Raw genomic sequence first — 22,456 nt, 5'->3', positions numbered from 1 at the left:
GAGAGACGGTTGAGCGCTGCGGAAGTGAAGAACCTGCCCCAGAACCTACCATCGGGGGCTTCGGATATGGCGCACATCGTTCTGACTTTCGACAACAACAAGCTTGCCAGCGCCCTTTATGGCCAGTTCGACGAGAATCTGGCCAGGCTTGAGCAGAAGCTTGGCGTCGATATCCGCTCGCGAGGCAACCAACTGACCATCAAGGGATCCGCCTCGGCCGCCGAGCAGGCGCGCCGCGCCCTGGACAATCTCTACGGCATTCTCCAGAAAGGCGCTGACATCGGCCAGTCGGACGTCGACGGCGCCGTGCGCATGGCGATCGCCGCCGACGACCAGCTGACGCTGCCGACGCTGGAGCGCAAGGGCAAGGTGTCAGCCGCCCAGATATCGACGCGTAAGAAGACGATCTATGCCCGTTCGCTCAACCAGGACGCCTATATGCGCGCCCTGGAGCGGTCCGAACTCGTCTTCGGCATCGGCCCGGCTGGCACGGGAAAAACCTTCCTGGCGGTGGCGCATGCGGCGATGCTGCTCGAACGTGGCATGGTCGAGCGCATCGTGCTGTCGCGGCCGGCCGTCGAGGCCGGCGAGCGGCTCGGTTTCCTGCCCGGCGACATGAAGGAGAAGGTCGATCCCTATCTGCGGCCGCTCTATGACGCGCTTTACGAGATGATGCCGGCCGACAAGGTCGAGCGGGCGATTGCCGCCGAGGTGATCGAGATCGCGCCGCTGGCCTTCATGCGCGGCCGCACGCTGGCGCACTCCGCCGTCATCCTCGACGAGGCGCAGAACACCACGCCGATGCAGATGAAGATGTTCCTGACCCGTCTCGGCGAGAACTCTCGCATGATCGTCACCGGCGATCCGACCCAGATCGATCTGCCGCAAAACACCAAATCCGGTCTGGTCGAGGCGCTCAGGATCCTCGACGGCGTCACTGGCATGGTGACGGTGCGCTTCAACGAAGGCGACGTCGTCAGGCATCCGCTGGTCGCCGAGATCGTGAAGGCCTACGACCGCGACGGCAAGCTGGCCCGGGGCCTGGGCGCCGAAGGCTGAAGATGCGGCCTTATGGCTGAGGACAGAAAGTCTGTAGGCGGGGATCTTCCGGTTCCCGTCGACATCGATATAGCGGTCGAAGCGGGCGACTGGCCGGAAGAGGCTGCGCTGACGCGGCTGGTCCATCGCGCCGTTGCCGCTGCGTTTGCCGAAATCGGCGTAGCCGGCCCTTCCGAACTCAGCATCGTCTTTTCTGACGATGCCCATATCCGCAGCCTCAATGCCGGCTGGCGCGGCAAGGACAAACCGACCAATGTCCTGTCTTTCCCGGCTTTTCCGCTTACAACGGGCGGCCCGCTGCCGCCGATGCTGGGCGACATCGTGCTGGCCGCCGAGACGGTTGCGCGGGAAGCCGCACTGGAAGACAAGCCTGTCGACAACCATATCATCCATCTCGTCATCCACGGCCTGCTGCATTTGCTGGGCTACGATCACGAGACCGACGCCGAGGCCGAGGAAATGGAAGCCGTCGAACGCGCAGCACTTGCGAGGCTTGCCATTCCCGATCCCTACGCGTAACTAAAAAGATCAAATGACCGGACGACGATGAACGACAAACCAGAGACTGCCGCCCGCCCAGACGCCGGCAGTGCGACCAAGCCATCCGAACAGACGGAAGAGGGCTCGAGTCCGAGTACCATTACCGGCAGCTTCGCCAGCGAGCCATCGCCTGCCGGTCCTTCCCTGTTCGATCGCGTGCTCGGCCTGTTCAGGCAACGCAACGGCACCAGCCTGCGCGAGGAGATCGCCGACGCGCTTGCCGAAACGGCGAGCGATGCCGGCGCCTTTTCGCCCGGCGAACGGGCCATGCTCAACAACATCCTGCGTCTGCGCGAGGTGCGCGTCGAGGACGTCATGGTGCCGCGCGCCGACATCGAGGCGGTCGAGATCACGACGAACCTGGGCGATCTTCTGGGGCTGTTCGAGCAGTCCGGCCATTCCCGCATGCCGGTCTATTCGGAGACGCTCGACGACCCGCGCGGCATGGTCCACATCCGCGACGTGCTCGCGCACATCACCAAGATCGCCCGCGTCAGGAAGGGCAGGACGACCAGGAAAACCGCCGCCGCCACGCTTCTCGATCTCGCCAAGGTCGATCTCACGCGCACCATCGGCGACCTGACCCTGATCCGCCCGGTGCTTTTCGTGCCGCCGTCGATGCTCGCCTCCGATCTCATGGGGCGGATGCAGGCGATGCGGACCCAGATGGCGCTGGTCATCGACGAATATGGCGGCACCGACGGTCTGGTGTCGCTCGAGGATATCGTCGAGATGGTGGTCGGCGACATCGAGGACGAGCATGACGAGGACGAGCCGATGATCACCCAGACCGGCGAGGGCGTGTTCGTCGTCGACGGCAAGGCCGAGATCGACGATGTCGCCAAGATGATCGGCGAGGATTTCGCCGCCGGCGAGCATGGCGAATATGTCGACACGATCGGCGGCATGATCTTCAACACGCTTGGCAGGGTTCCGGCCCGCGGCGAAGTGGTGCAGGCCATCCCTGGCTTCGAATTCCATGTGCTCGACGCCGATCCGCGCCGCGTCAAGCGCGTGCGCATCGTCGAGACCCCGAAAGGCGAGCGCCGCCGGCGCGCCGTCCGCGCCGAGCAGGCGTGAGCAGGTTCCGCAAAAGTGTCTAGCGGTTTTGGGACAAGAACCTGCGACAAGAAAACCTGAAGCACCGCCGCCCGATGACGGTCGACGATCCGTTCAAGCTCTCAACAACGGTATAGGGCGCTCGATCCTGAGGGTCACGTCTGGACTTCTTCCCAGACCGTACGCACCATTCCACGCGAGGAGGCCGAGCGGCTGGGCGATCTACGGATCGAAGGCTGGCACCGTTAGCGTCTCCGTCTCAATCTCAGCGATGGATGGTAGGTGGTCTCGAACTATATGGTTCCGAACCATTCATCTGGACGCTGTCCTGAATACTGGGAGAATATCTGATGCCGTGGAAACTTGATGAGACCGTCGAAACATCCGCGGGCGCTGTGGCAGCGGGTCGATCTGGCAACGGGCCTGCGCTCGTGCTGGCCCATGGCTGGCCGTGGTCTTCGTTCTCATGGCATCGGATTATTCCAGACCTTGCAAGGCGCTATCGTGTCCACTGGTACGATATGCCCGGATACGGGCGATCCGACAAAGCCGCGGAGCAGCGCACCTCACTCGATGTGCAAGGAAAGGTATTCGCCGAGATGCTTGCGCACTGGCACCTTGAGCGGCCCATGGTCGTTGCCCATGATTTCGGCGGAGCGACGACGCTACGGGCGCATTTGCTGCATGGCTGCGACTTCGAGCGGTATGTTCTGATGAATGTCGTCGCCATGCGCCCGTGGGGATCGGAGTTCTTCGATCACGTCGGTCGTCATGTGGATGCCTTTCTGGGCCTGCCGCCGCACATCCACAGAGCGGTCGTGGAGGCCTATATCAAGGGGGCCATCGTCAATGACATCGATTCGGGTGATTTCGAGAAGCTTGTCGAGCCGTGGCTTGCCGAGGAGGGACGAGGAAGCTTCTATCGGCAATTCGCGCAAGCCGACGAAAAGTACACCGCCGAAGTCGAGCAGGTGTTCGGGAATATCAGGTGTCCGGTAAAGATAATCTGGGGCAAGGACGATCCATGGATCCCGCTGGAGCGAGGCAAAGCGCTTCATGCGCTGATCCCGCGGGCGTCGTTCGAAACACTGCCTGGCGTCGGTCATTTGCCTCAGCTCGAAGCCCCGGCCCTCGTTCTGGAGCGGCTGAACGCATTTCTGTCGCGCGACGGCGAAGACTGATGGATGAATTGGAAGGGCGAAGAGTTTTCCCTCGCTGGCCTGGTAACAGCTATTCGGCTTCAAGCCACATGAGCGTGGTTGTCAGAGTCCGGATGTTCCCATCTCGATTGGCTCCCGACCAGCCGGAGAAGCCCGCTTCGCGCAGCTTTCGATATTCAAGATTGTAATCGGGCATCAGCGCATGGTCTTCGATTCCGCGAACTTCCGTTACGGTGGAAAGCGGAGATCAATATCTGCGGAAGAAGTTCTGTTGGCTGATTGGCAGCGGGTTAAGGCGGAAAATGTTTCTTGCGTCGCTAGACTGGTGGCATCCCATCCGGCTTTGTTTCTATGGATTTGTGGCTGCGGTGCTCCTCGGGGCGCTCTACTGCGTGGCTCCCTTCGGCGGTGATCCTCACCTTCGGATTTTCAGAGGCCTCTTGGCCATGCATGCAGCGTTCCTCTGCTTCATCGCCATATTCATCCCGAGCCTGCGAAAGCAAGAGGAAGCAGCCTACGGCCACTTGATTTCGCGGACCGCACGAATTCGTGGCTTCGATGGGCGGAAGGCGCTCTCTTTCGAAAGAACCTGGTTTGCCGTAACCGCCTTTTTCGCCGGGCTGTCATTCCTGGTCCCGCTGTATGCCCTGTCCAAAGCTGTGTTGAGTTGGGTCCGAGCTTGGCTGGAGCGATGTGGTCGGCTCCACATCCGGCATGCTGGTTGGGCTGGTTGTCCTGTGCGACTTTCATTTCCTGCTGCGGAGGCGGTTAGGCAACAGGTGAACGTCTTGCGCGAGGCCGTCTTCGTCCGCAACGGGTGGAAAAACTGGCCCATCGAGTCATCGGAGTCGCCATCTTGAATGCCTTCAGGGTTTAGGGGGGTTAAGCCGATGATAAAGTTGGATACTCCGTTCGCTCTTATGCTGGAGATGCACGCCGTGGTCTTAGGCGTTCCAGCGCTTATTCTGCTGGCATCAGCCGCAATCGTTGCGCTGATACGCCCTTGGCGCTTTTCTTCATCGGTCGGCTTGGCTTGCAAACTGGCTTCAGGAGTTGGCATCATGGCTGTGGCAGTTGTGCTCGCATGGGGAGCATTTCTTGTCGGCTTTGGCACGCTGATAGAGCATCCACGCTATCGTTCTCACTTCGTCTGTGAACCCTGCTTTTGAGTCCGCAGGAGGGTCGATTGCCGAAGATTCAAGCGGGCACGCCGGCTGAAGCGGTGGCCGTTTGGAGCGTGGACCGCAGCCTGATAAATCTTGCTCGGTGATTCGCACGACTCGGAAGAATTGATGAAGCGCCTGGCCGGCCGGATAATTCTGCTGTGGGGTTGGCGCCGCGCGCTTGTGGCGTTTCTTGCTGGCGCGCTGGCGGTTCTTGCCCAGGCGCCTTACGATTTCTTTGCCGTCTGTTTTATTTCGTTTCCGCTGCTGGTCTGGCTCCTCGACGGCGCGACCGGCGAAGCCTCCGATGGCTGGTTCTGGCGTCTGCGGCCGGCTTTCGCCATCGGCTGGTGGTTCGGCTTCGGCTATTTTCTCGCCGGCCTGTGGTGGATCGGCTCGGCACTTCTGGTCGAGGCCGACAGTTTCGCCTGGGCGCTTCCCTTCGCAGTGGTCGGAATTCCGCTGGCCCTCGCCTTTTTCTACGGCTTCGCAACAGCGGTTGCCCGGCTGCTGTGGAGCAACGACATCGGCCGCATCGCTGCCCTTGCCTTCGGTTTTGGCCTGACGGAATGGCTGCGCGATTTTCTGTTCACCGGGTTCCCGTGGAATGCCGTCGGCTACGCGGCGATGCCGGTGCCTTTGCTTATGCAGAGCGTGTCGGTGACCGGCATGGTCGGCATGAACGCGCTGGCGGTCTTCGTCTTTGCATTGCCGGCCCTGCTTGCGGCGCGCCGGCATGTCCGCCTGGGAGCTGCACTGCTTGCCCTTCTCGTCGCGGCCCATGTCGGCTTCGGCTATATCCGGCTTGCTATTCCCGAGAAGCCGGCGGAGCGCAGCCTCGACGTCCGCATTGTGCAGCCGGCTGTCGACCTCAGCGAGAAGTGGGACGCTTCGGTGCCCGACCGGATCTTCGCTACGCTGATGGGGCTTTCGGCCAAGGCGCCGGAGGCCGGCCATGACAAGCCGCAATTGATCCTGTGGCCGGAAACCTCCGTGCCGTTTTTTTTCGCCGAACGTCCCGATGCGCTGACCGCGCTGGGAGAGATGCTTGACGACGGCCAGATGCTGATCGCCGGCGTCGTCCGGGAGGAGGGCGGCTCGGCGGCAGATGCCGACAGGCGGTACTACAATTCGGTGGTGGCGATCGACGACAAGGGCGAAATCGCAGATGCTGTCGACAAGGTTCATCTGGTGCCCTTTGGCGAGTATCTGCCTTTTGCCGACCTGCTTGGCCGCTTCGGGCTCAAACAGCTCGTCGCCGGGCCGACGACCTACGCGGCCGGCAATGAGCGGCATCCGATCGCGCTGTCCGGCGGCATCCGCGTGCTTCCGTTCATTTGCTATGAAGTCATCTTTCCCGATCTGGTGGCGATTGACGCTACGTCAGCCGAGCTTATTGTGAATGTCACGAACGACGCGTGGTTCGGTGACACGCCGGGTCCGTACCAGCATTTCAGGCAGGCGCAGATTCGTGCTGTGGAGAACGGGGTGCCCTTGTTGCGCGCAGCCAATAACGGCATCTCCGCTGTCGTCGATCCGCGCGGGCGCATCCTCGACGCGCTGGCGATCGACGCACGCGGAGCCATCGATGTACATGTGCCGATTTCCGATCAAGCCATTGCTTCTTCCCGCCAAAGACGCATCAACGGACTGATGATATTGTTGCTGTTTGCCCTGGCCGCTTTCACATCGAATGTAAGGCAAAAGCTACGGGCGAATTGACAGTCGACACATTAGAAACTCATACTGTAACGGCCTGAAATTTCTCGAAGTCGGTACGTCTTTGTGTTGGGCACCGGCCGCCGGCTTCGTTTGGGCAGAAAAACACAAAAAGCCGGAAAAATTCGGCGAGGAAAAAATGGCAGAAGAAAACAAGAAGAAGCCGAATCCTATCGACATCCATGTCGGAAGTCGCATCAGGCTTCGTCGCAATATGTTGGGAATGAGTCAGGAGAAGCTGGGCGAGAACCTCGGAATAACTTTTCAGCAGATACAGAAATACGAAAAGGGGACCAATCGCGTTGGTGCCAGCCGTTTGCAGGCAATCGCCTCGATACTCGGCGTTCCTGTCGCTTTCTTTTTCGAGGACGCGCCGGGCCAGGAGACCGTGGGCAACCGCGGATTTGCGGAGGATACATCAATGGCTTTTGCCGTCGAATTCTGCGGCAGTCCTGAAGGTCTTCAACTCAACCGGGCCTTCGTCAAGATCGGCGACGTGAAGATACGCCGCAAGATCATCGAGCTTGTGAAGGCCCTTTCCACCGACGAAGTGGATTGATTGGGCCGATTGATTTGGCCGTTGAAAACCCGAAATGGCGAGGCCGTCATAGCGGGGCAGGCAAATTCTCGCGATCTCGCGCACCGTGTAACTTACATCCCATAGGCATGCCGGAGAGCGGATCGATTTTGCTCTACACCCATGCTCAAAGTCTTTTTCATCAACGTGCTGAAGCTAAGCAACGTGTTGGAGCTAAGCGCGCTTGCGGCATCCTGCCGCCGGTCACAGTGGTACAAGATAATAGCGCGATTTTCATACCAGAATGGCCGCACCGCTTGACGGGCGCCGCCCGGCACAGCTAACACGTGGCGCGCCAATCGGCAGCGTGCCGACATTTTTTCAAGAGGGGACACCCGTGACGCGGCAAAACTATCTATTCACCTCGGAATCCGTTGCCGAGGGTCATCCCGACAAGGTCTGCGACCGTATCTCCGACGAGATCGTCGATCTGGTCTATCGCGAGGCCAGAAAGACCGGCATGGACCCCTGGAAGGTCCGCGTCGCCTGTGAGACGCTGGCGACCACGAATCGCGTCGTCATCGCCGGCGAGGTCCGCGTCCCCGAGACCCTGCTCAAGAAGGACAAGGCCGGCAACATCCTGATGGATGCCGCCGGTCATCCGCTCGTCAATCCGGCGAAGTTCAAGTCGGCCGCCCGCAAGGCGATCCGCGAAATCGGCTATGAACAGGCCGGTTTCCACTGGAAGACAGCAAAGATCGAGGTTCTGCTGCACGGCCAGTCACCGGATATCGGGCAAGGCGTCGACAACGCCTCCGACCGGCAAGGCGAGGAAGGCGCCGGCGACCAGGGCATCATGTTCGGCTATGCCTGCCGCGAGACGCCGGATCTGATGCCGGCGCCGATCTACTACAGCCACAAGATCCTCGAATTGCTGGCCGCCGCGCGCCATGAGGGCAACGGCGATGCCGGCCGGCTCGGGCCGGACGCCAAGAGCCAGGTGACCGTCCGTTATATCGACGGCAAGGCGGCGGAAGTGACGCAAATCGTGCTGTCCACCCAGCATCTCGACGCCAGCTGGGATTCGAAGAAGGTCCGCAACGTCGTCGAACCCTATATTCGCGAGGCGCTCGGCGAGCTGAAGATCGCCGACAGCTGCAACTGGTACATAAACCCGACGGGCAAGTTCGTCATCGGCGGGCCAGACGGCGACGCCGGCCTGACCGGGCGCAAGATCATCGTCGACACTTACGGCGGTGCTGCGCCCCATGGCGGCGGTGCTTTTTCCGGCAAGGACACCACCAAAGTCGACCGTTCCGCGGCCTATGCGGCACGCTATCTCGCCAAGAATGTGGTGGCGGCCAAGCTCGCCGATCGCTGCACCATCCAGCTTTCCTATGCCATTGGCGTCGCCCAGCCGCTGTCGGTCTATGTCGACCTGCACGGCACCGGCAAGGTCGATGAGGCAAAGCTCGAGCAGGCGCTGCGCACCGTGATGGACCTGTCGCCGTCCGGCATCCGCCGCCACCTCGATCTCAACAAGCCGATCTACGCGAAGACGTCGTCCTATGGCCATTTCGGCCGCAAGGCCGGCCGTGACGGATCCTTCTCCTGGGAAAAGACCGACCTCGCCAAGGCGCTCAAGGATGCACTCGCCGAAGCGCCCGCCGAAGCAGTCGCGGCCTAGCCGCGGCGTCCATGGATCCGAAAGACCGGCCAAGCCGTGCGACCGAAGCATTTTTCGGTCGCCGGCGCGGCAAGACCATCCGTCCGCAGCAGGCGGCGGCACTGGAAAGTGGCTTCAGCACCTACCGGCTCGATCTGACCGCCGGACCGCCGGCCGAATTGCGCAGCCTGTTCGAAGCCGATGTCTGCGCCATTCATCTCGAAATTGGTTTCGGCGGCGGCGAGCACCTGCTGCATCGGGCGACGGCGGCTCCTGAAATCGGTTTTGTCGGCGTCGAACCTTTCGTCAACGGCATGGCCAAGATGATGATGGCCGTCAGGGAACGGCCGCTTGCCAATCTTCGCGTCTATGACGACGACGCCACGCGCCTGCTCGACTGGCTCCCGCAAGCCTCGCTCGACGGCATCGACCTTCTCTATCCCGATCCTTGGCCGAAGAAGAAGCACTGGAAGCGACGCTTCGTCAGTCCGGTTAATCTCGACCGTTTCGCGCGCGTCCTGAAGTCAGGCAGAAAATTCCGCTTTGCTTCCGATATCGATAGCTATGTGAACTGGACGCTGCTGCATTGCCGGGAACATGAGGCGTTTGCGTGGCAGGCTGAAGAGGCCGCCGACTGGCATCGACCCTATGAGGGTTGGTCGGGTACGCGCTACGAGGCGAAGGCCATTCGCGAAGGCCGTCGGCCGACATATCTCACCTTCGTCCGGAGATAGTCCTACTCAGCAGCGCGCGTCGCGCGCTTTGCCGTCGACGAGGACCAAAGATGTCCTCGCCCTGAGCCGCCGGTCTTAGAAGCGACCGATCTTGTTGAAGGCGGCCGGATCCATGCCGAGATTGCGCAGATCGTGCGCCCGCGGCTTGCGGCCGGCTTCGACGGCTTGCGAAGCGGCGACGGCGCTGCCGAACACGGTGAAGAAATCGCCGATGGCCGAGAAAACCCTGCGGTTGGTCATTATTATGCCCTTTCGCCTGCTGCGATGCGTGATTGAATTTGTGCAGCGCAACATAGATAGGTGCGTATTGCCCGATATCACAGGGACGCTGCCGCATGGCCGCCATGCGCCCTGTGCAACGCTGCCGCTTCCGGCACTTTTCGCCCGGTCCTGCATGCGGACTTGAAACCATGGCGGCGATCGTCTATATCATGCTCAAATTCTTGGTCGGTATGGCGAAGAGTGGGTCCACCCGGTCCCGCTCTTTTTTATTACCTTCCGCCCACCAATGAAGCGACAGAAGTAGAATGACGGCAACGGTACCCGACAGCGACGACCGCATCATCCGCGAAAACGGCATCGATGCGCGAATCGCGCTGATCGTGCAGCCGGTGCTGCGTGCCATCGGCTTCCGCCTTGTCAGGGTGCATTTGACGGGCCAGAACGGGCTGACGCTGCAGATCATGGCCGAACGCGAGGACGGCACCATGACCGTCGAGGATTGCGAAGAGGTTAGCCGGGCAGTATCGCCGGCGCTCGACGTCGATGATCCCATCGAAAAGGCATATCATCTCGAAGTTTCGTCGCCGGGTATCGACCGGCCGCTGGTCCGCAAGTCGGATTTCGCGACCTGGACGGGTCATTTGGTGAAGATGGAAACCTCGGTCCTTGTCGCCGACCGCAAGCGCTTCAAGGGCAAGATCGCCGAGAGCGACGCGGACGGCGTGCTGATCGAGCGCGACAAGGCGGCCTACGGCGAAGAGCCGACGGTGCGTGTGCCCTACGATGCGATTGCCGAGGCACGGCTGATCCTGACCGATGACCTTATCCGCGACGCGCTGTCGAAAGACAACAGGGCGCGCAAGGAAGCCAAGAAGCGCCGCGGCGAACCCGAAGACGCGCCAGAGGGCGCAGAAGCGGGCGCGGAAGATGAAACCGAACAGGAAATGTGATTGGGCTGCCGGGCGCAAAGGCTCGGCAACAAGCTCGGGAGAAAAACGATGGTTGTAAGCGCTAACAGGCTTGAACTGCTGCAGATCGCCGACGCGGTCGCGCGTGAAAAGTCGATCGACAAGTCGATCGTCATCGCCGCCATGGCGGATGCGATCCAGAAGGCTGCGCGCTCGCGCTATGGCCAGGAAACCAACATCCGTGCCGACATCAATCCGAATACCGGCGAGATGAAGCTGCAGCGGCTGATGGAAGTGGTCGAGAAAGTCGACGACTATGCGACGCAGATCGCCATTTCCTCCGCGCGCGAGCGCAATCCCGACGCCCAGCTCGGCGACTTCATTGCCGAACAGCTGCCGCCGATGGATTTCGGCCGCATCGCCGCCCAGTCGGCCAAGCAGGTCATCGTGCAGAAGGTGCGCGAGGCCGAGCGCGACCGCCAGTATGACGAGTACAAGGACCGCATCGGCGAGATCGTCAACGGCACCGTCAAGCGCGTCGAATACGGCAACGTCATCGTCGATCTCGGCCGCGGCGAGGCGATCATCCGCCGCGACGAGCTGATCCCGCGCGAGAACTACAAATATGGCGATCGCGTCCGCGCCTATGTCTATGACGTGCGCCGCGAGCAGCGCGGTCCGCAGATATTCCTGTCGCGCACCCATCCGCAGTTCATGGCGAAGCTGTTCACCATGGAAGTGCCGGAAATCTACGACGGCATCATCGAGATCAAGTCGGTCGCCCGCGATCCAGGTTCGCGCGCCAAGATCGCCGTCATCTCGCGTGACAGTTCCATCGATCCTGTCGGCGCCTGCGTCGGCATGCGCGGCAGCCGCGTTCAGGCGGTGGTCGGCGAATTGCAGGGCGAGAAGATCGACATCATTCCGTGGTCGCCTTCGGCTGCTTCCTTCATCGTCAACGCGCTGCAGCCAGCGGAAGTCGCCAAGGTCGTGCTTGACGAGGATGCCGAACGCATCGAAGTCGTGGTGCCGGACGACCAGCTGTCGCTGGCCATTGGCCGCCGTGGCCAGAACGTCCGGCTCGCCTCGCAGCTCACCGGCTGGGATATCGATATCCTGACCGAGCAGGAAGAGAGCGAGCGCCGCCAGAAGGAGTTCGTCGAACGCTCGGCGCTGTTCATGGATGCGCTCAACGTCGACGAGATGGTCGGCCAGGTGCTCGCCTCCGAAGGCTTTACCAACGTCGAGGAAGTCGCCTATGTCGATGCCGACGAGATCGCGTCGATCGACGGCTTCGACGAGGACACCGCCTCGGAAATCCAGGCCCGCGCCCGCGAGTATCTGGAGAAGATCGAAGCCGAGCATGACGAGAAGCGCAAGGCGCTGGGCGTCAAGGACGAGTTGCGTGAGATTCCCGGCGTGACCACCGCCATGATGGTGACGCTCGGCGAGGACGGCGTGAAGACGATCGAGGATTTCGCCGGCTATGCGGCCGATGACCTGACCGGCTGGAAAGAACGCAAGGACGGCGAGACGAAGGTGTTCCCCGGCGTGCTCGCCAGTCACGGCGTGTCGCGCGCCGATGCCGAGCAGATGGTTCTGGCCGCCCGCCTCAAGGCCGGCTGGATCACCGAAGACGAGCTTGCAGCCGAAGACGTGCCGGCTGACGAAGCCGTTGGTGCGTGAGGTGAAACCGCATCGCACACAACCCGCCCTTGGACGAGATGAACGATCGCACTTGCATCGTCACGCGCAGACAGGCCGAACCGGATGAATTGATCCGCTTCGTCGTCGGCCCGGATTCGGCCGTCGTCCCGGATATCAAGAAAAACCTGCCCGGCCGCGGTTGCTGGGTGACGGCCGACCGCCTACATATCGACAAGGCGGCAGCGAAAAACTTGTTCGCTCGCGCCTTCAAGGCGCAGGTGACCGTGCCGACCGATCTCGGCGGCATGGTCGACGGGCTGCTTTCCAGATCCGCTCTGGGCATGCTCGGTCTTGCCCGAAAGGCAGGCTCGATCGCGCTCGGCGCCACCAAGGTCGAGAGCGCGGTGCGTGGTGGGCTGGCGCTTTTCGTGTTGCATGCGACCGAGGCGTCAGATGACGGCGTCCGCAAGATCAGCCAGGCGCGACGGGCAACCGTCCATCTTGGCGGCCCCGCCATCCTCGCCTACAAACTTTTCCCCGAGGCCGAGTTGAGCTTGGCATTGGGGGGTACAAATGTGATACATGCTGCCGTTCTCGCGGGAGACGCGGGCAGGGCGGTCCAGATGCGCATGGTTGCGCTCGACCGGTATCGGGGCGGTTCCCCGGACGATCTGGCAAGGCTTGCGGCCGTTGCTGACGAAGATGATGCCGCAGAGGATATGGAATGAGCGATACGAAATCGGGCGACGAAAAGACGTTGAGTGTGACGCCGAAGAAGACCTTGACGCTGAAGCGCCCCGGTACGGAACAGGGCACCGTGCGCCAAAGCTTCTCGCATGGCCGCACCAAGGCGGTCGTGGTCGAGACCAAGAAGCGCAAGTTCTCGCTGCCCGGCGACAAGCCGGAGCCGGCCGCTGCCCCTGTGTCCGTGTTCACGCCGAAGCCGCCGGTCGCGGCAGCGCCCGTTGTGCAGCAAGCGCCCAAGGCGCCGCCGCCTCCGCCGCCGGTCGAACGCGGCGGCATGGTGCTGAACGAATTGTCCCGCAATGAGATGGAGGCGCGCCGCCGGGCCCTTGAGGGTTCGAAGGTGCGCGACGTCGAGGATCGCCAGCGCGCCATCGACGAGGCCAAGCGCCGCGCCGAGGATGAAGAGCGCCGCCGTCGCGAGCGCGAGGAATCCGCGCGCCGCCAGGCCGAGGAAGAAGCCCGGCTGCAGGCCGAGGCCGAGTCCCGCCGGCGTGCCGAGGAAGAGGCGCGTCGCCGCGCGCCGCTGGCCGAACTGGCGACAGTCGACGACGAGGAAATCAAGCCGAAGCGGACCGGCGCCGGTGCTCCGGTGCGCCGTCCGGTCACGCCCGAAGTGGCGCGTCCGGCTAAGCCGACCAAAGGCGAGGAAGATCGCCGCCGCGGCAAGCTGACGCTGAATGCCGCACTTTCCGATGAGGATGCGCGTGCGCGTTCGCTGTCGTCGATGCGTCGGCGCCAGGAGAAATTCAAGCGCGCGCTGCATAACGAACCGCGCGAGAAAGTCATGCGCGAAGTGATACTGCCCGAAACCATCACCATCCAGGAACTGGCGCAGCGCATGTCCGAGCGCGCCGTCGATGTGGTCAAGTTCTTCATGAAACAGGGCCAGATCCTGAAGCCGGGCGACGTCATCGACGCCGACACGGCCGAACTGGTCGCCACCGAATTCGGCCACACGGTTCGCCGCGTCGCCGAGTCCGACATCGAGGAAGGCCTCTTCAACATCGCCGACCGTCCCGAAGATCTCGAGCCGCGTCCGCCGGTGGTGACCATCATGGGCCATGTCGACCACGGCAAGACCTCGCTGCTCGATGCCATCCGTAATGCCAATGTCGTGTCCGGCGAGGCAGGCGGCATCACCCAGCATATCGGCGCCTATCAGGTTGAGAAGAACGGTCACAAGATCACCTTCATCGATACGCCCGGCCACGCCGCATTCACGGCGATGCGCGCCCGCGGAGCCCAGGCGACAGACATCGCCATCCTCGTGGTGGCGGCCGACGACAGCGTGATGCCGCAGACGATCGAATCGATCAGCCATGCCAAGGCGGCCGGCGTTCCGATCATCGTGGCGATCAACAAGATCGACAAGCATGACGCCGACCCGCAGAAGGTGCGCTCGGAACTGCTGCGCCACGAAGTCTTCGTCGAATCGATGGGCGGCGAGGTGCTGGACGTCGAGGTGTCGGCGACCAAGGGCACCAATCTCGACAAGCTGCTCGAAGCGATCCTGCTGCAGGCCGAAATCCTCGACCTGAAGGCCAATCCGGACCGCACCGCCGAGGGCGTCGTCATCGAAGCCCAGCTCGACAAGGGCCGCGGCCCCGTCGCCACCGTGCTGGTCCAGACCGGTACGCTGATGCCCGGCGATATCCTCGTTGCCGGCAACGAATGGGGCCGGGTGCGCGCGCTGGTCAACGACCGCGGCGGGCAAATCAAGGAAGCGCCGCCGGCGATGCCGGTGGAGGTGCTCGGTCTGCAAGGAACCCCGCAGGCCGGCGACCGCTTCGCCGTGGTCAACAATGAAGCCCGCGCCCGCGAGATCACCGAATATCGCCAGCGTCTGGCGCGCGAGAAGGCGGTGGCCAAGCATGCCGGCCAGCGTGGCTCGCTCGAACAGATGATGTCGCAACTGCAGACGAGCGGGCTGAAGGAATTCCCGCTGGTCATCAAGGGCGACGTGCAGGGCTCGATCGAGGCGATCAACGCGGCGCTGGACAAGCTCGGCACCGACGAGGTGCGTGCGCGCATCGTCCATGCGGGCGCCGGCGGCATCACCGAAAGCGATGTGTCGCTGGCGGAAACCTCGGGTGCCGCAATCATCGGCTTCAACGTCCGCGCCAATGTGCAGGCGCGCGCGGCTGCCGCGGCTGCGGGAATCGAGATCCGCTACTACTCGATCATCTACAATCTCGTGGATGACGTGAAGGCGGCGCTGTCGGGCCTGCTGTCGCCGGAGCGTCGCGAGACCTTCATCGGCAATGCGGAGATCCTCGAGATTTTCGACATCACCAAGGTCGGCAAGATCGCCGGCTGCCGTGTCACCGAAGGCAAGGTCGAGCGCGGTGCGGGCGTTCGCCTGATCCGCGACAATGTCGTCATCCACGAAGGCACGCTGAAGACCCTCAAGCGCTTCAAGGACGAAGTGGCGGAGGTCCCGGGTGGCCAGGAATGCGGCATGGCCTTCCAGAACTACGAGGACATGCGCGTCGGCGATATCATCGAGTGCTTCCGCGTCGAGATGGTGACCAGAACGCTCTGAGTTCGAGCATCTTGAGTTCGAGCATCTATTGAGACCGGGCGGTGGTCGAAAGGCCGCCGCCCAAAGCATATGAGACATGCGGGGCGGTTCTATCCCGTGCCTCACGATTTCAGGATAGAGAAAAATGCCCCGTTCAACCACGTCAGGTCCATCCCAGCGCATGCTTCGCGTCGGCGAGCAGGTGCGCCACGCGCTGTCGGAAACCTTGCAGCGTGGCGAGATCCTCGATCCGTTGGTCGAGAATGCTGTGGTTTCGGTCTCGGAAGTGCGCATGTCGCCCGATCTGAAGATCGCCACCGCCTTCGTCTTGCCGCTTGGCGCCAGTGATGCCGATGCCGTGGTCGAAGCGCTCAACAAGCATGCTAAATTCGTGCGCGGCCGCGTCTCAGGCGCGCTCCGGCAGATGAAATACATGCCGGAGTTCCGCTTCCGGCTCGACACCAGTTACGACAATTTCCAGAAAATCAACGAATTGCTGCACTCGCCAGAAGTGGCGCGTGATCTCGACCCTGACGCGCAGATTGGCGACCAGAATAAAGACAACGACAAGGACGAAAAATAGTGGCGCGTCGCGGCAAGAAGAAGGGTCGGCCGATCTCCGGCTGGCTGGTGCTGGACAAGCCCGTCGGCATGGGTTCGACCGAAGCCGTCTCCAAGATCAAATGGTTGTTCCAGGCTGAAAAGGCCGGCCATGCCGGCACGCTCGACCCGCTCGCTTCCGGCATGCTGCCGATTGCGCTCGGCGAAGCGACCAAGACCGTGCCCTATGTCCAGGATGGCGCCAAGGTCTACCGCTTCACCGTTGCCTGGGGTGAGGAGCGTTCGACCGATGACCTCGAAGGGCCGGTGACAAAAAGTTCCGAACAGCGTCCGGCAGAAGCCGATGTGCTTTTGCTGATGCCGAAATACACCGGCGTCATCATGCAGACGCCGCCGCAATTTTCGGCCATCAAGATCGCAGGCGAGCGCGCCTACGACCTTGCCCGCGACGGCGCGACGGTCGACATCCCGGCGCGGGAAGTCGAGATCGGCCGCCTCGACCTGATCGAGCACAGTGCTGATCGCAGCATTTTCGAGGTCGAATGCGGCAAGGGCACCTATGTGCGCTCTCTGGCCCGCGACATGGGCCGCGACCTCGGCTGTTTCGGCCACATTGCCGAACTGCGCCGGATCGAGGTCGAGCCGTTCACGCAGGAAGACTTCGTCACCATCGCCGAGCTGGAAGCCGCCCGCTTCGGCGAACAGGGCGATGAACGTTCGGATTCAGCGGACACGGTGCCAGTCGACTTCGACGCCATCGACGCGCTTCTGGTCGACACATCAGCCGCGCTCGACTGCCTGCCGCAGATCGCGATCAGCGACGACGCTGCTACAAAAATCCGCCTCGGCAATCCGGTCATCATCCGTGGCCGCGACGCGCCGGTGGAAGCCGAGGAAGCCTGCGCTACGGCGCGCGGCAAGCTGGTCGCCATCGGCGCCATCGAGCAAGGCATGTTCAAGCCGAAGCGGGTCTTTGCCGGGTGAGTCCCGTCGTCTAGTCTCGATCAGACGCAGCATCCGAGGGGCACATGACAAAGGCCGAGACGATCAAGAAGCGGGCGCCGGTGACTGCAAGGCGGCCGCCGGTCGGCGCATCACCGGGCACACTGATCGCCGACCCGGCGGCGCGGCGCAGCGAACTGCGACTGACACTGATGTCGCCCGACACATTCGAGACAATCGAAAATGCCAGCATCGACGACGTCAACGCTCATTGCGACACATGGCCGGTCATTTGGCTCGATTGCACCGGTCTCGCCAACATCCCGCTGATCGAGGAGATCGGCCGGATTTTCAGCCTGCATCCGCTGGCGCTGGAAGACGTCGTCAACACCGGCCAGAGGCCGAAGGTGGATTTCTTTGAAAACCATGCCTTCGTCGTCGTCAGGATGATCGACGACGTCACCGCGCATCGTTACGAGCAGATCGCGGTCTTCTTCGGCAGGAACTTCGTCGTCACCTTCCAGGAGCGCGAAGGCGATCCGTTCGATCCCGTGCGCAAGCGCATCGAAAGCTCGATGCCCAACCGGCTGCGCGCACGCGACGCTGACTATCTCGCCTATGCGCTGATCGACGCCATTGTCGACAGCTATTTCCCGCCGATCGAGACTGCCGGCGAATTGGTCGACAGCATCGAGGACCAGATGCTGCGCGCGGCGGACAAGCACCAGATGCGGCGGCTTCACGAGTTGCGGCGCGACGCCAATGTGCTGAAGGGGGTACTTTGGCCGATGCGCGATGCGCTGGCGACGCTGATCCGCAACGACGTGTCCTATGTGAAGCCTGAGACCAAGATCTTCCTGAACGACACGCTCGATCACTCGCTTCGGCTCATCGAACTGGTCGAGACCCAGCGCGACATGCTGACCGGTCTGATCGAGATGCATGTGTCGCTGAGCCAGGCACGCACCAGCGATGTCATCAGCTATCTGACGATCGTCTCGGTGATCTTCATCCCGCTCACCTTTCTCGCTGGCGTGTGGGGCATGAACTTCGATCCCGAAACCTCGCCATGGAACATGCCGGAGCTGAAGGCACAATACGGCTATCCGGCGGCGCTCGTGTTCATGGCCGTTGTCGCGCTCGGGCTCGTCGCTTTCTTCAGATGGAAGAAGTGGCTTTAGCCGAAGGAAAATCTTCGTTTATGCAGCAAAAAGCCGGCTTGTGAATTGGGCTGGTGTTTTTGCCTGAATTGCACTATATGCGCCGCAGCATCGTGCAATGACACCTTGCTTGTACCGGCCCCTGCTGGACGACATCCCGGCCGAGGGCGTCCCGTTTCCTCAAACAGATAAGGAAAAACACGATGTCGATTACTGCCGAGCGCAAGAAGGAATTGATGGGTGAATTCGCAACCGCCAAGGGCGATACCGGGTCTCCGGAAGTCCAGGTGGCCATCCTTTCCGAGCGCATCAAGAACCTGACCGACCATTTCAAGGACCACAAGAAGGATAACCATTCCCGCCGTGGTCTGCTCGCTCTCGTCTCCCAGCGCCGCAGCCTGCTTGATTATCTCAAGCGCAAGGATGATGCGCGTTATCAGACGCTGATCGAGAAGCTCGGTCTGCGCCGTTGACGAATTGACCGGCGGGTTCTTTCGAGAGCCCGCCGGTCGCGCATTGGAGCAGTCCATTGCTCTAATGCAGGAAGTAGAGCGCCGCGCATCGATTTGGACGCGCAAATAGGACGCTCTGAAATTTTGAATTTGTGCAAGGCATTTTCCGAGAGCCGCGGCTTTCGGGGCCACGCGCAAGGTCAATCGAATCGATTGGCCAGACCCGGTTTCGAGATAGCACAGGGCCATTCGAAACCGCCCATGGACGGTCATGGGGCAGGATTGCAGGACGCTCGCCCGGCAGCCGCGCCGGATTTACCCGAGCTTCCCGTTGTCTTGCCCGTGGCTGCCCGAGAAACGAAGCCAACGGAAAGGGGCACTCGCGCACGGCGAAACGGCGCGGCCCTTTCCGCATATGAAGGACAAGACATGTTCAATCACCACAAAGTGGAAATCGAATGGGGCGGCCGTCCGCTCATCCTCGAAACCGGCAAGATTGCGCGCCAGGCTGACGGCGCGGTGCTCGCCACCTACGGCGAAACCAAGGTTCTCGCCACCGTCGTTTCGATGAAGGAGCCGAAGCCCGGCCTCGACTTCTTCCCGCTGACCGTCAACTACCAGGAAAAGACCTATGCCGCCGGCAAGATCCCGGGCGGCTATTTCAAGCGCGAAGGCCGCCCGAGCGAAAAGGAAACGCTGGTCTCCCGTCTCATCGACCGTCCAATCCGCCCGCTCTTCGCTGACGGTTACAAGAACGACACGCAGATCGTTGTCACCGTCGTCCAGCATGATCTCGAAAACGATCCGGACATCCTGTCGATCGTCGCCACCTCGGCGGCCTTGACGCTGTCCGGCGTCCCCTTCATGGGCCCGGTCGGCGGCGCCCGCGTCGGTTACATCAACGGCGAATATGTGCTCAATCCGCATGTCGACGAGATGCAGGAATCCAAGCTTGACCTGATCGTCGCCGGCACCTCTGACGCCGTGCTGATGGTCGAGTCCGAAGCCAAGGAGCTCGGCGAGGATCTGATGCTCGGCGCCGTCATGTTCGGCCATCGCGGCTTCCAGCCGGTGATCGACGCAATCATCAAGCTGGCCGAGGTCGCCGCCAAGGACCCGCGCGATTTCACCGCGCCAGACTATTCGGCGCTTGAAGCCGAGATGCTGAAGATCGTCGAAGGCGAGCTTCGCGACGCCTACAAGATCACCGACAAACAGAAGCGCTATGCCGCCGTGGACGCCGTCAAGACGAAGGTCAAGGCTGCGTTCGCGCCCGCAGAAGGCGAAGAAGCAAAATACACGTCCGAGCAGATCGGCACCGTGTTCAAGGAGCTCCAGGCCAAGGTCGTGCGCTGGAACATCCTCGACACCGGTTCGCGCATCGACGGCCGCGATCTGAAGACGGTCCGCAAGATCGTCTCCGAAGTCGGCGTCCTGCCGCGTACCCATGGCTCGGCGCTGTTCACCCGCGGCGAGACCCAGGCGCTGGTCGTCGCCACGCTCGGCACCGGCGAGGACGAGCAGTATGTCGATTCGCTGACCGGCATGTACAAGGAGAAGTTCCTCCTTCACTACAACTTCCCTCCCTATTCGGTCGGTGAAACCGGTCGCATGGGTTCGCCCGGCCGCCGCGAGATCGGACACGGCAAGCTGGCTTGGCGCGCGATCCGCCCGATGCTGCCCACATCAGACCAGTTCCCCTACACGCTGCGCGTCGTCTCGGAGATCACCGAGTCCAACGGTTCGTCGTCGATGGCCACCGTCTGTGGCACCTCGCTGGCGCTGATGGATGCCGGCGTGCCGCTGGCCAAGCCGGTCGCCGGCATTGCCATGGGTCTGATCAAGGAAGGCGAGCGCTTCGCGGTGCTCTCCGACATTCTCGGCGACGAGGACCATCTCGGCGACATGGACTTCAAGGTTGCCGGCACCGCCAACGGCATCACCTCGCTGCAGATGGACATCAAGATCGAAGGCATCACCGAGGAGATCATGAAGATCGCGCTGGACCAGGCCAAGGATGGCCGCCAGCATATCCTCGGCGAAATGGGCCATGCGCTCTCCGGCGCGCGTTCCGAACTCGGCGAATTCGCGCCGCGCATCGAGGTCATGCACATCCCGACCGACAAGATCCGCGACGTGATCGGCTCGGGCGGCAAGGTCATCCGCGAGATCGTCGAAAAGACCGGCGCCAAGATCAACATCGAGGACGACGGCACGGTCAAGATCGCTTCGTCCAACGCCAAGGAGATCGAGGCGGCGAAGAAGTGGATCCACACCATCGTCGCCGAGCCGGAAGTCGGCGAGATCTACGAGGGTACGGTCGTCAAGACCGCCGACTTCGGCGCTTTCGTCAACTTCTTCGGTCCGCGTGACGGCCTCGTCCACATCTCGCAGCTCGCCAATGACCGCGTCGCCAAGACTTCTGACGTCGTCAAGGAAGGCGACAAGGTCTGGGTCAAGCTGATGGGCTTCGACGAGCGCGGCAAGGTCCGCCTGTCGATGAAGGTCGTCGACCAGGCCACCGGCAAGGAAATCGCCCGCGACAAGAAGGCCGAAGGCGAAGAAGACGCCGCCTGAGCGATCTGACGGTACAATCGAAGCGGGCGCGCCGGAAGGTCGCGCCCGTTTTCATTTTCAAAGCAAGCAGCACTTCGAGATCGAAGAATGTCCGCCGAGCCGCTGAAGACACTGTTCCATCCGTTCGAGGCCGAGGCTGTCTCCCTGCCGCGTAAGGGCGAGCGTGTCCTCTTTCTCGGCGCCGAACCGGGTTTCCGCCTGCCCGAAGGTTTCGATGCAGCACTGCATCTGGTGCAAGGCTTCCGCCCGCATTTTCGCGTGCTGCAGGGGTCTGGCTTCACGGTCACGCCGCGCCTGGAGGGCGAAGGTTTCGATGCGGCATTGGTGCTTGCCGGCCGTCATCGCGGGCAAAACGAATTGCGCATCGCTGAGGCGATTGAGCGTGTGAGGCCGGGCGGATCGATTATCGTCGCCGGCGCCAAGGACAATGGCATTGCCAGCCTGCGCAAGCGCGTCGGCGAGCTTGTTCCGCTCGACGGCCATTTGCCGAAGCATCACGGCATCGCCTTCTGGTTCCGTCGACCGGCCGACGCTGCGGCCGCGGCAGCGCTTCGCGCCGTCAATCCAACCATTCTGGTCGAGGCCCGGTTCCGCACCGCGCCAGGCATGTTCTCTTTCGACAAGATCGATACGGGTTCGAAATTGCTGGTGGACAACCTGCCTACCGACCTGCGTGGCAGCGTTGCCGATTTCTGCGCCGGCTGGGGCTATGTGGCGGCCGAGGTCGCCGCCCGCTCACCTGGCATATCGGCGCTCGATCTCTACGAGGCCGAGTTCGATGCGCTGGAGGCGGCGAAAGGAAATATCGGCAATACAGCGGCGGAACCCAATTTCTCCTGGATCGATCTTTTGAGCGAGCCGGTCGAGCGGCGCTATGACGCCATCGTCATGAACCCGCCCTTCCATCGCAGCCGGGCGGCCGAGCCGGAGATCGGTGCCGGCATGATCCGCGCCGCGGCAAAGGCGCTGAAGCCGGGTGGGCGGCTGTTCATGGTGGCGAACCGTCAGCTTCCCTACGAGCCGGTGCTGGCGGCTGCCTTCTCCAGCCATGCGGAGATCGCCCGCGACGGCATGTTCAAGATTCTCGCGGCGCGCCGCTGAA

20 protein-coding genes are annotated in these 22,456 nt (G+C 62.3%); 19 read left to right on the top strand and 1 reads right to left on the bottom strand.

Going from position 1 to position 22,456, the window contains the following annotated elements; all coding sequences use genetic code 11:
- Nucleotides 1–9: 9 nt before the first annotated feature.
- The 9 genes from EN807_RS00780 (at nucleotide 10) to EN807_RS00735 (ending at nucleotide 9,617) form a co-directional block, all read left to right on the top strand.
- Nucleotides 10–1,059, top strand: coding sequence for a PhoH family protein (locus EN807_RS00780; RefSeq protein ID WP_065005896.1), 1,050 nt, complete (start codon nucleotides 10–12; stop codon nucleotides 1,057–1,059).
- 12 nt (nucleotides 1,060–1,071) lie between these two features.
- Entirely contained in the window at nucleotides 1,072–1,578 is a 507-nt protein-coding gene (ybeY, locus tag EN807_RS00775; RefSeq protein ID WP_135933505.1) for an rRNA maturation RNase YbeY, read from the top strand.
- Between the two features lie 27 nt (nucleotides 1,579–1,605).
- Nucleotides 1,606–2,679, top strand: a complete 1,074-nt coding sequence (locus EN807_RS00770) for a hemolysin family protein (protein WP_127315691.1) — start codon at nucleotides 1,606–1,608, stop codon at nucleotides 2,677–2,679.
- Between the two features lie 329 nt (nucleotides 2,680–3,008).
- Nucleotides 3,009–3,839: an alpha/beta hydrolase gene (locus EN807_RS00760; protein WP_135933504.1), complete on the top strand. Its 831-nt coding sequence runs from the start codon at nucleotides 3,009–3,011 to the stop codon at nucleotides 3,837–3,839.
- 869 nt (nucleotides 3,840–4,708) lie between these two features.
- Nucleotides 4,709–4,987 (top strand): hypothetical protein, encoded by a 279-nt coding sequence (locus tag EN807_RS00755; RefSeq protein WP_135933503.1) that lies wholly within the window; start codon nucleotides 4,709–4,711, stop codon nucleotides 4,985–4,987.
- Nucleotides 4,988–5,110: 123 nt separating this feature from the next.
- The gene (gene lnt, locus EN807_RS00750; RefSeq protein WP_135933502.1) at nucleotides 5,111–6,703 is read left to right on the top strand and encodes an apolipoprotein N-acyltransferase; all 1,593 of its coding nucleotides are present in this window, start codon (nucleotides 5,111–5,113) and stop codon (nucleotides 6,701–6,703) included.
- A 136-nt stretch (nucleotides 6,704–6,839) separates the two neighbouring features.
- Entirely contained in the window at nucleotides 6,840–7,259 is a 420-nt protein-coding gene (locus tag EN807_RS00745) for a helix-turn-helix transcriptional regulator (RefSeq protein WP_127315687.1), read from the top strand.
- 355 nt (nucleotides 7,260–7,614) lie between these two features.
- The gene (gene metK, locus EN807_RS00740; protein ID WP_029356957.1) at nucleotides 7,615–8,904 is read left to right on the top strand and encodes a methionine adenosyltransferase; all 1,290 of its coding nucleotides are present in this window, start codon (nucleotides 7,615–7,617) and stop codon (nucleotides 8,902–8,904) included.
- 11 nt (nucleotides 8,905–8,915) lie between these two features.
- Nucleotides 8,916–9,617 (top strand): tRNA (guanosine(46)-N(7))-methyltransferase TrmB, encoded by a 702-nt coding sequence (locus tag EN807_RS00735; protein ID WP_135933501.1) that lies wholly within the window; start codon nucleotides 8,916–8,918, stop codon nucleotides 9,615–9,617.
- A gap of 75 nt (nucleotides 9,618–9,692) precedes the next feature.
- Here EN807_RS00735 and EN807_RS00730 read toward each other — a convergent pair whose 3' ends face one another.
- Nucleotides 9,693–9,857, bottom strand: a complete 165-nt coding sequence (locus EN807_RS00730) for a hypothetical protein (protein ID WP_127315684.1) — start codon at nucleotides 9,855–9,857, stop codon at nucleotides 9,693–9,695.
- A gap of 287 nt (nucleotides 9,858–10,144) precedes the next feature.
- Here EN807_RS00730 and rimP point away from each other — a divergent pair, with 287 nt between their 5' ends.
- From rimP to EN807_RS00680, 10 genes are all read left to right on the top strand, one after another.
- On the top strand, nucleotides 10,145–10,789 hold the full coding sequence (gene rimP, locus EN807_RS00725; RefSeq protein WP_135933500.1) for a ribosome maturation factor RimP: 645 nt from the start codon (nucleotides 10,145–10,147) through the stop codon (nucleotides 10,787–10,789).
- 48 nt (nucleotides 10,790–10,837) lie between these two features.
- Nucleotides 10,838–12,433, top strand: a complete 1,596-nt coding sequence (nusA, locus tag EN807_RS00720) for a transcription termination factor NusA (RefSeq protein ID WP_135933499.1) — start codon at nucleotides 10,838–10,840, stop codon at nucleotides 12,431–12,433.
- 38 nt (nucleotides 12,434–12,471) lie between these two features.
- On the top strand, nucleotides 12,472–13,122 hold the full coding sequence (locus EN807_RS00715; RefSeq protein ID WP_135933498.1) for an RNA-binding protein: 651 nt from the start codon (nucleotides 12,472–12,474) through the stop codon (nucleotides 13,120–13,122).
- The gene (gene infB / locus EN807_RS00710; protein WP_135933497.1) at nucleotides 13,119–15,683 is read left to right on the top strand and encodes a translation initiation factor IF-2; all 2,565 of its coding nucleotides are present in this window, start codon (nucleotides 13,119–13,121) and stop codon (nucleotides 15,681–15,683) included. The genes EN807_RS00715 and infB overlap by 4 nt, the downstream gene beginning before the upstream one ends.
- Before the next feature lie 124 nt (nucleotides 15,684–15,807).
- A complete protein-coding gene (gene rbfA / locus EN807_RS00705) occupies nucleotides 15,808–16,245 on the top strand; it encodes a 30S ribosome-binding factor RbfA (protein ID WP_135933496.1) in 438 nt (145 codons plus the stop codon).
- Nucleotides 16,245–17,207 (top strand): tRNA pseudouridine(55) synthase TruB, encoded by a 963-nt coding sequence (truB, locus tag EN807_RS00700; protein ID WP_127315679.1) that lies wholly within the window; start codon nucleotides 16,245–16,247, stop codon nucleotides 17,205–17,207. Before rbfA ends, truB begins: the two co-directional genes overlap by 1 nt.
- A gap of 44 nt (nucleotides 17,208–17,251) precedes the next feature.
- Nucleotides 17,252–18,346: a magnesium/cobalt transporter CorA gene (corA, locus tag EN807_RS00695; RefSeq protein WP_135933495.1), complete on the top strand. Its 1,095-nt coding sequence runs from the start codon at nucleotides 17,252–17,254 to the stop codon at nucleotides 18,344–18,346.
- A gap of 182 nt (nucleotides 18,347–18,528) precedes the next feature.
- Nucleotides 18,529–18,798: a 30S ribosomal protein S15 gene (gene rpsO / locus EN807_RS00690; protein ID WP_006337962.1), complete on the top strand. Its 270-nt coding sequence runs from the start codon at nucleotides 18,529–18,531 to the stop codon at nucleotides 18,796–18,798.
- Between the two features lie 408 nt (nucleotides 18,799–19,206).
- Entirely contained in the window at nucleotides 19,207–21,354 is a 2,148-nt protein-coding gene (gene pnp / locus EN807_RS00685; RefSeq protein ID WP_135933494.1) for a polyribonucleotide nucleotidyltransferase, read from the top strand.
- 87 nt (nucleotides 21,355–21,441) lie between these two features.
- Nucleotides 21,442–22,455, top strand: coding sequence for a class I SAM-dependent methyltransferase (locus EN807_RS00680; protein WP_135933493.1), 1,014 nt, complete (start codon nucleotides 21,442–21,444; stop codon nucleotides 22,453–22,455).
- Nucleotide 22,456 lies beyond the last annotated feature (1 nt).

Source organism: Mesorhizobium sp. M5C.F.Ca.ET.164.01.1.1 (genome assembly GCF_004792125.1).
In the GTDB taxonomy this organism is placed as follows: domain Bacteria; phylum Pseudomonadota; class Alphaproteobacteria; order Rhizobiales; family Rhizobiaceae; genus Mesorhizobium; species Mesorhizobium wenxiniae.
The sequence above is the reverse complement of the archived record's forward strand: the minus strand, read 5'-3'. Positions and strand labels throughout refer to the sequence as shown.

Bases quoted from the DNA above. Each gene is read 5' to 3' on its own strand.
- ybeY (WP_135933505.1), top strand. From the start codon at position 1,072: ATGGCTGAGGACAGAAAGTCTGTAGGCGGGGATCTTCCGGTTCCCGTC.
- EN807_RS00770 (WP_127315691.1), top strand. From the start codon at position 1,606: ATGAACGACAAACCAGAGACTGCCGCCCGCCCAGACGCCGGCAGTGCG.
- EN807_RS00760 (WP_135933504.1), top strand. From the start codon at position 3,009: ATGCCGTGGAAACTTGATGAGACCGTCGAAACATCCGCGGGCGCTGTG.
- EN807_RS00755 (WP_135933503.1), top strand. From the start codon at position 4,709: ATGATAAAGTTGGATACTCCGTTCGCTCTTATGCTGGAGATGCACGCC.
- lnt (WP_135933502.1), top strand. From the start codon at position 5,111: ATGAAGCGCCTGGCCGGCCGGATAATTCTGCTGTGGGGTTGGCGCCGC.
- EN807_RS00745 (WP_127315687.1), top strand. From the start codon at position 6,840: ATGGCAGAAGAAAACAAGAAGAAGCCGAATCCTATCGACATCCATGTC.
- EN807_RS00735 (WP_135933501.1), top strand. From the start codon at position 8,916: ATGGATCCGAAAGACCGGCCAAGCCGTGCGACCGAAGCATTTTTCGGT.
- EN807_RS00730 (WP_127315684.1), bottom strand. From the start codon at position 9,857: ATGACCAACCGCAGGGTTTTCTCGGCCATCGGCGATTTCTTCACCGTG.
- rimP (WP_135933500.1), top strand. From the start codon at position 10,145: ATGACGGCAACGGTACCCGACAGCGACGACCGCATCATCCGCGAAAAC.
- nusA (WP_135933499.1), top strand. From the start codon at position 10,838: ATGGTTGTAAGCGCTAACAGGCTTGAACTGCTGCAGATCGCCGACGCG.
- EN807_RS00715 (WP_135933498.1), top strand. From the start codon at position 12,472: ATGAACGATCGCACTTGCATCGTCACGCGCAGACAGGCCGAACCGGAT.
- infB (WP_135933497.1), top strand. From the start codon at position 13,119: ATGAGCGATACGAAATCGGGCGACGAAAAGACGTTGAGTGTGACGCCG.
- rbfA (WP_135933496.1), top strand. From the start codon at position 15,808: ATGCCCCGTTCAACCACGTCAGGTCCATCCCAGCGCATGCTTCGCGTC.
- corA (WP_135933495.1), top strand. From the start codon at position 17,252: ATGACAAAGGCCGAGACGATCAAGAAGCGGGCGCCGGTGACTGCAAGG.
- rpsO (WP_006337962.1), top strand. From the start codon at position 18,529: ATGTCGATTACTGCCGAGCGCAAGAAGGAATTGATGGGTGAATTCGCA.
- pnp (WP_135933494.1), top strand. From the start codon at position 19,207: ATGTTCAATCACCACAAAGTGGAAATCGAATGGGGCGGCCGTCCGCTC.
- EN807_RS00680 (WP_135933493.1), top strand. From the start codon at position 21,442: ATGTCCGCCGAGCCGCTGAAGACACTGTTCCATCCGTTCGAGGCCGAG.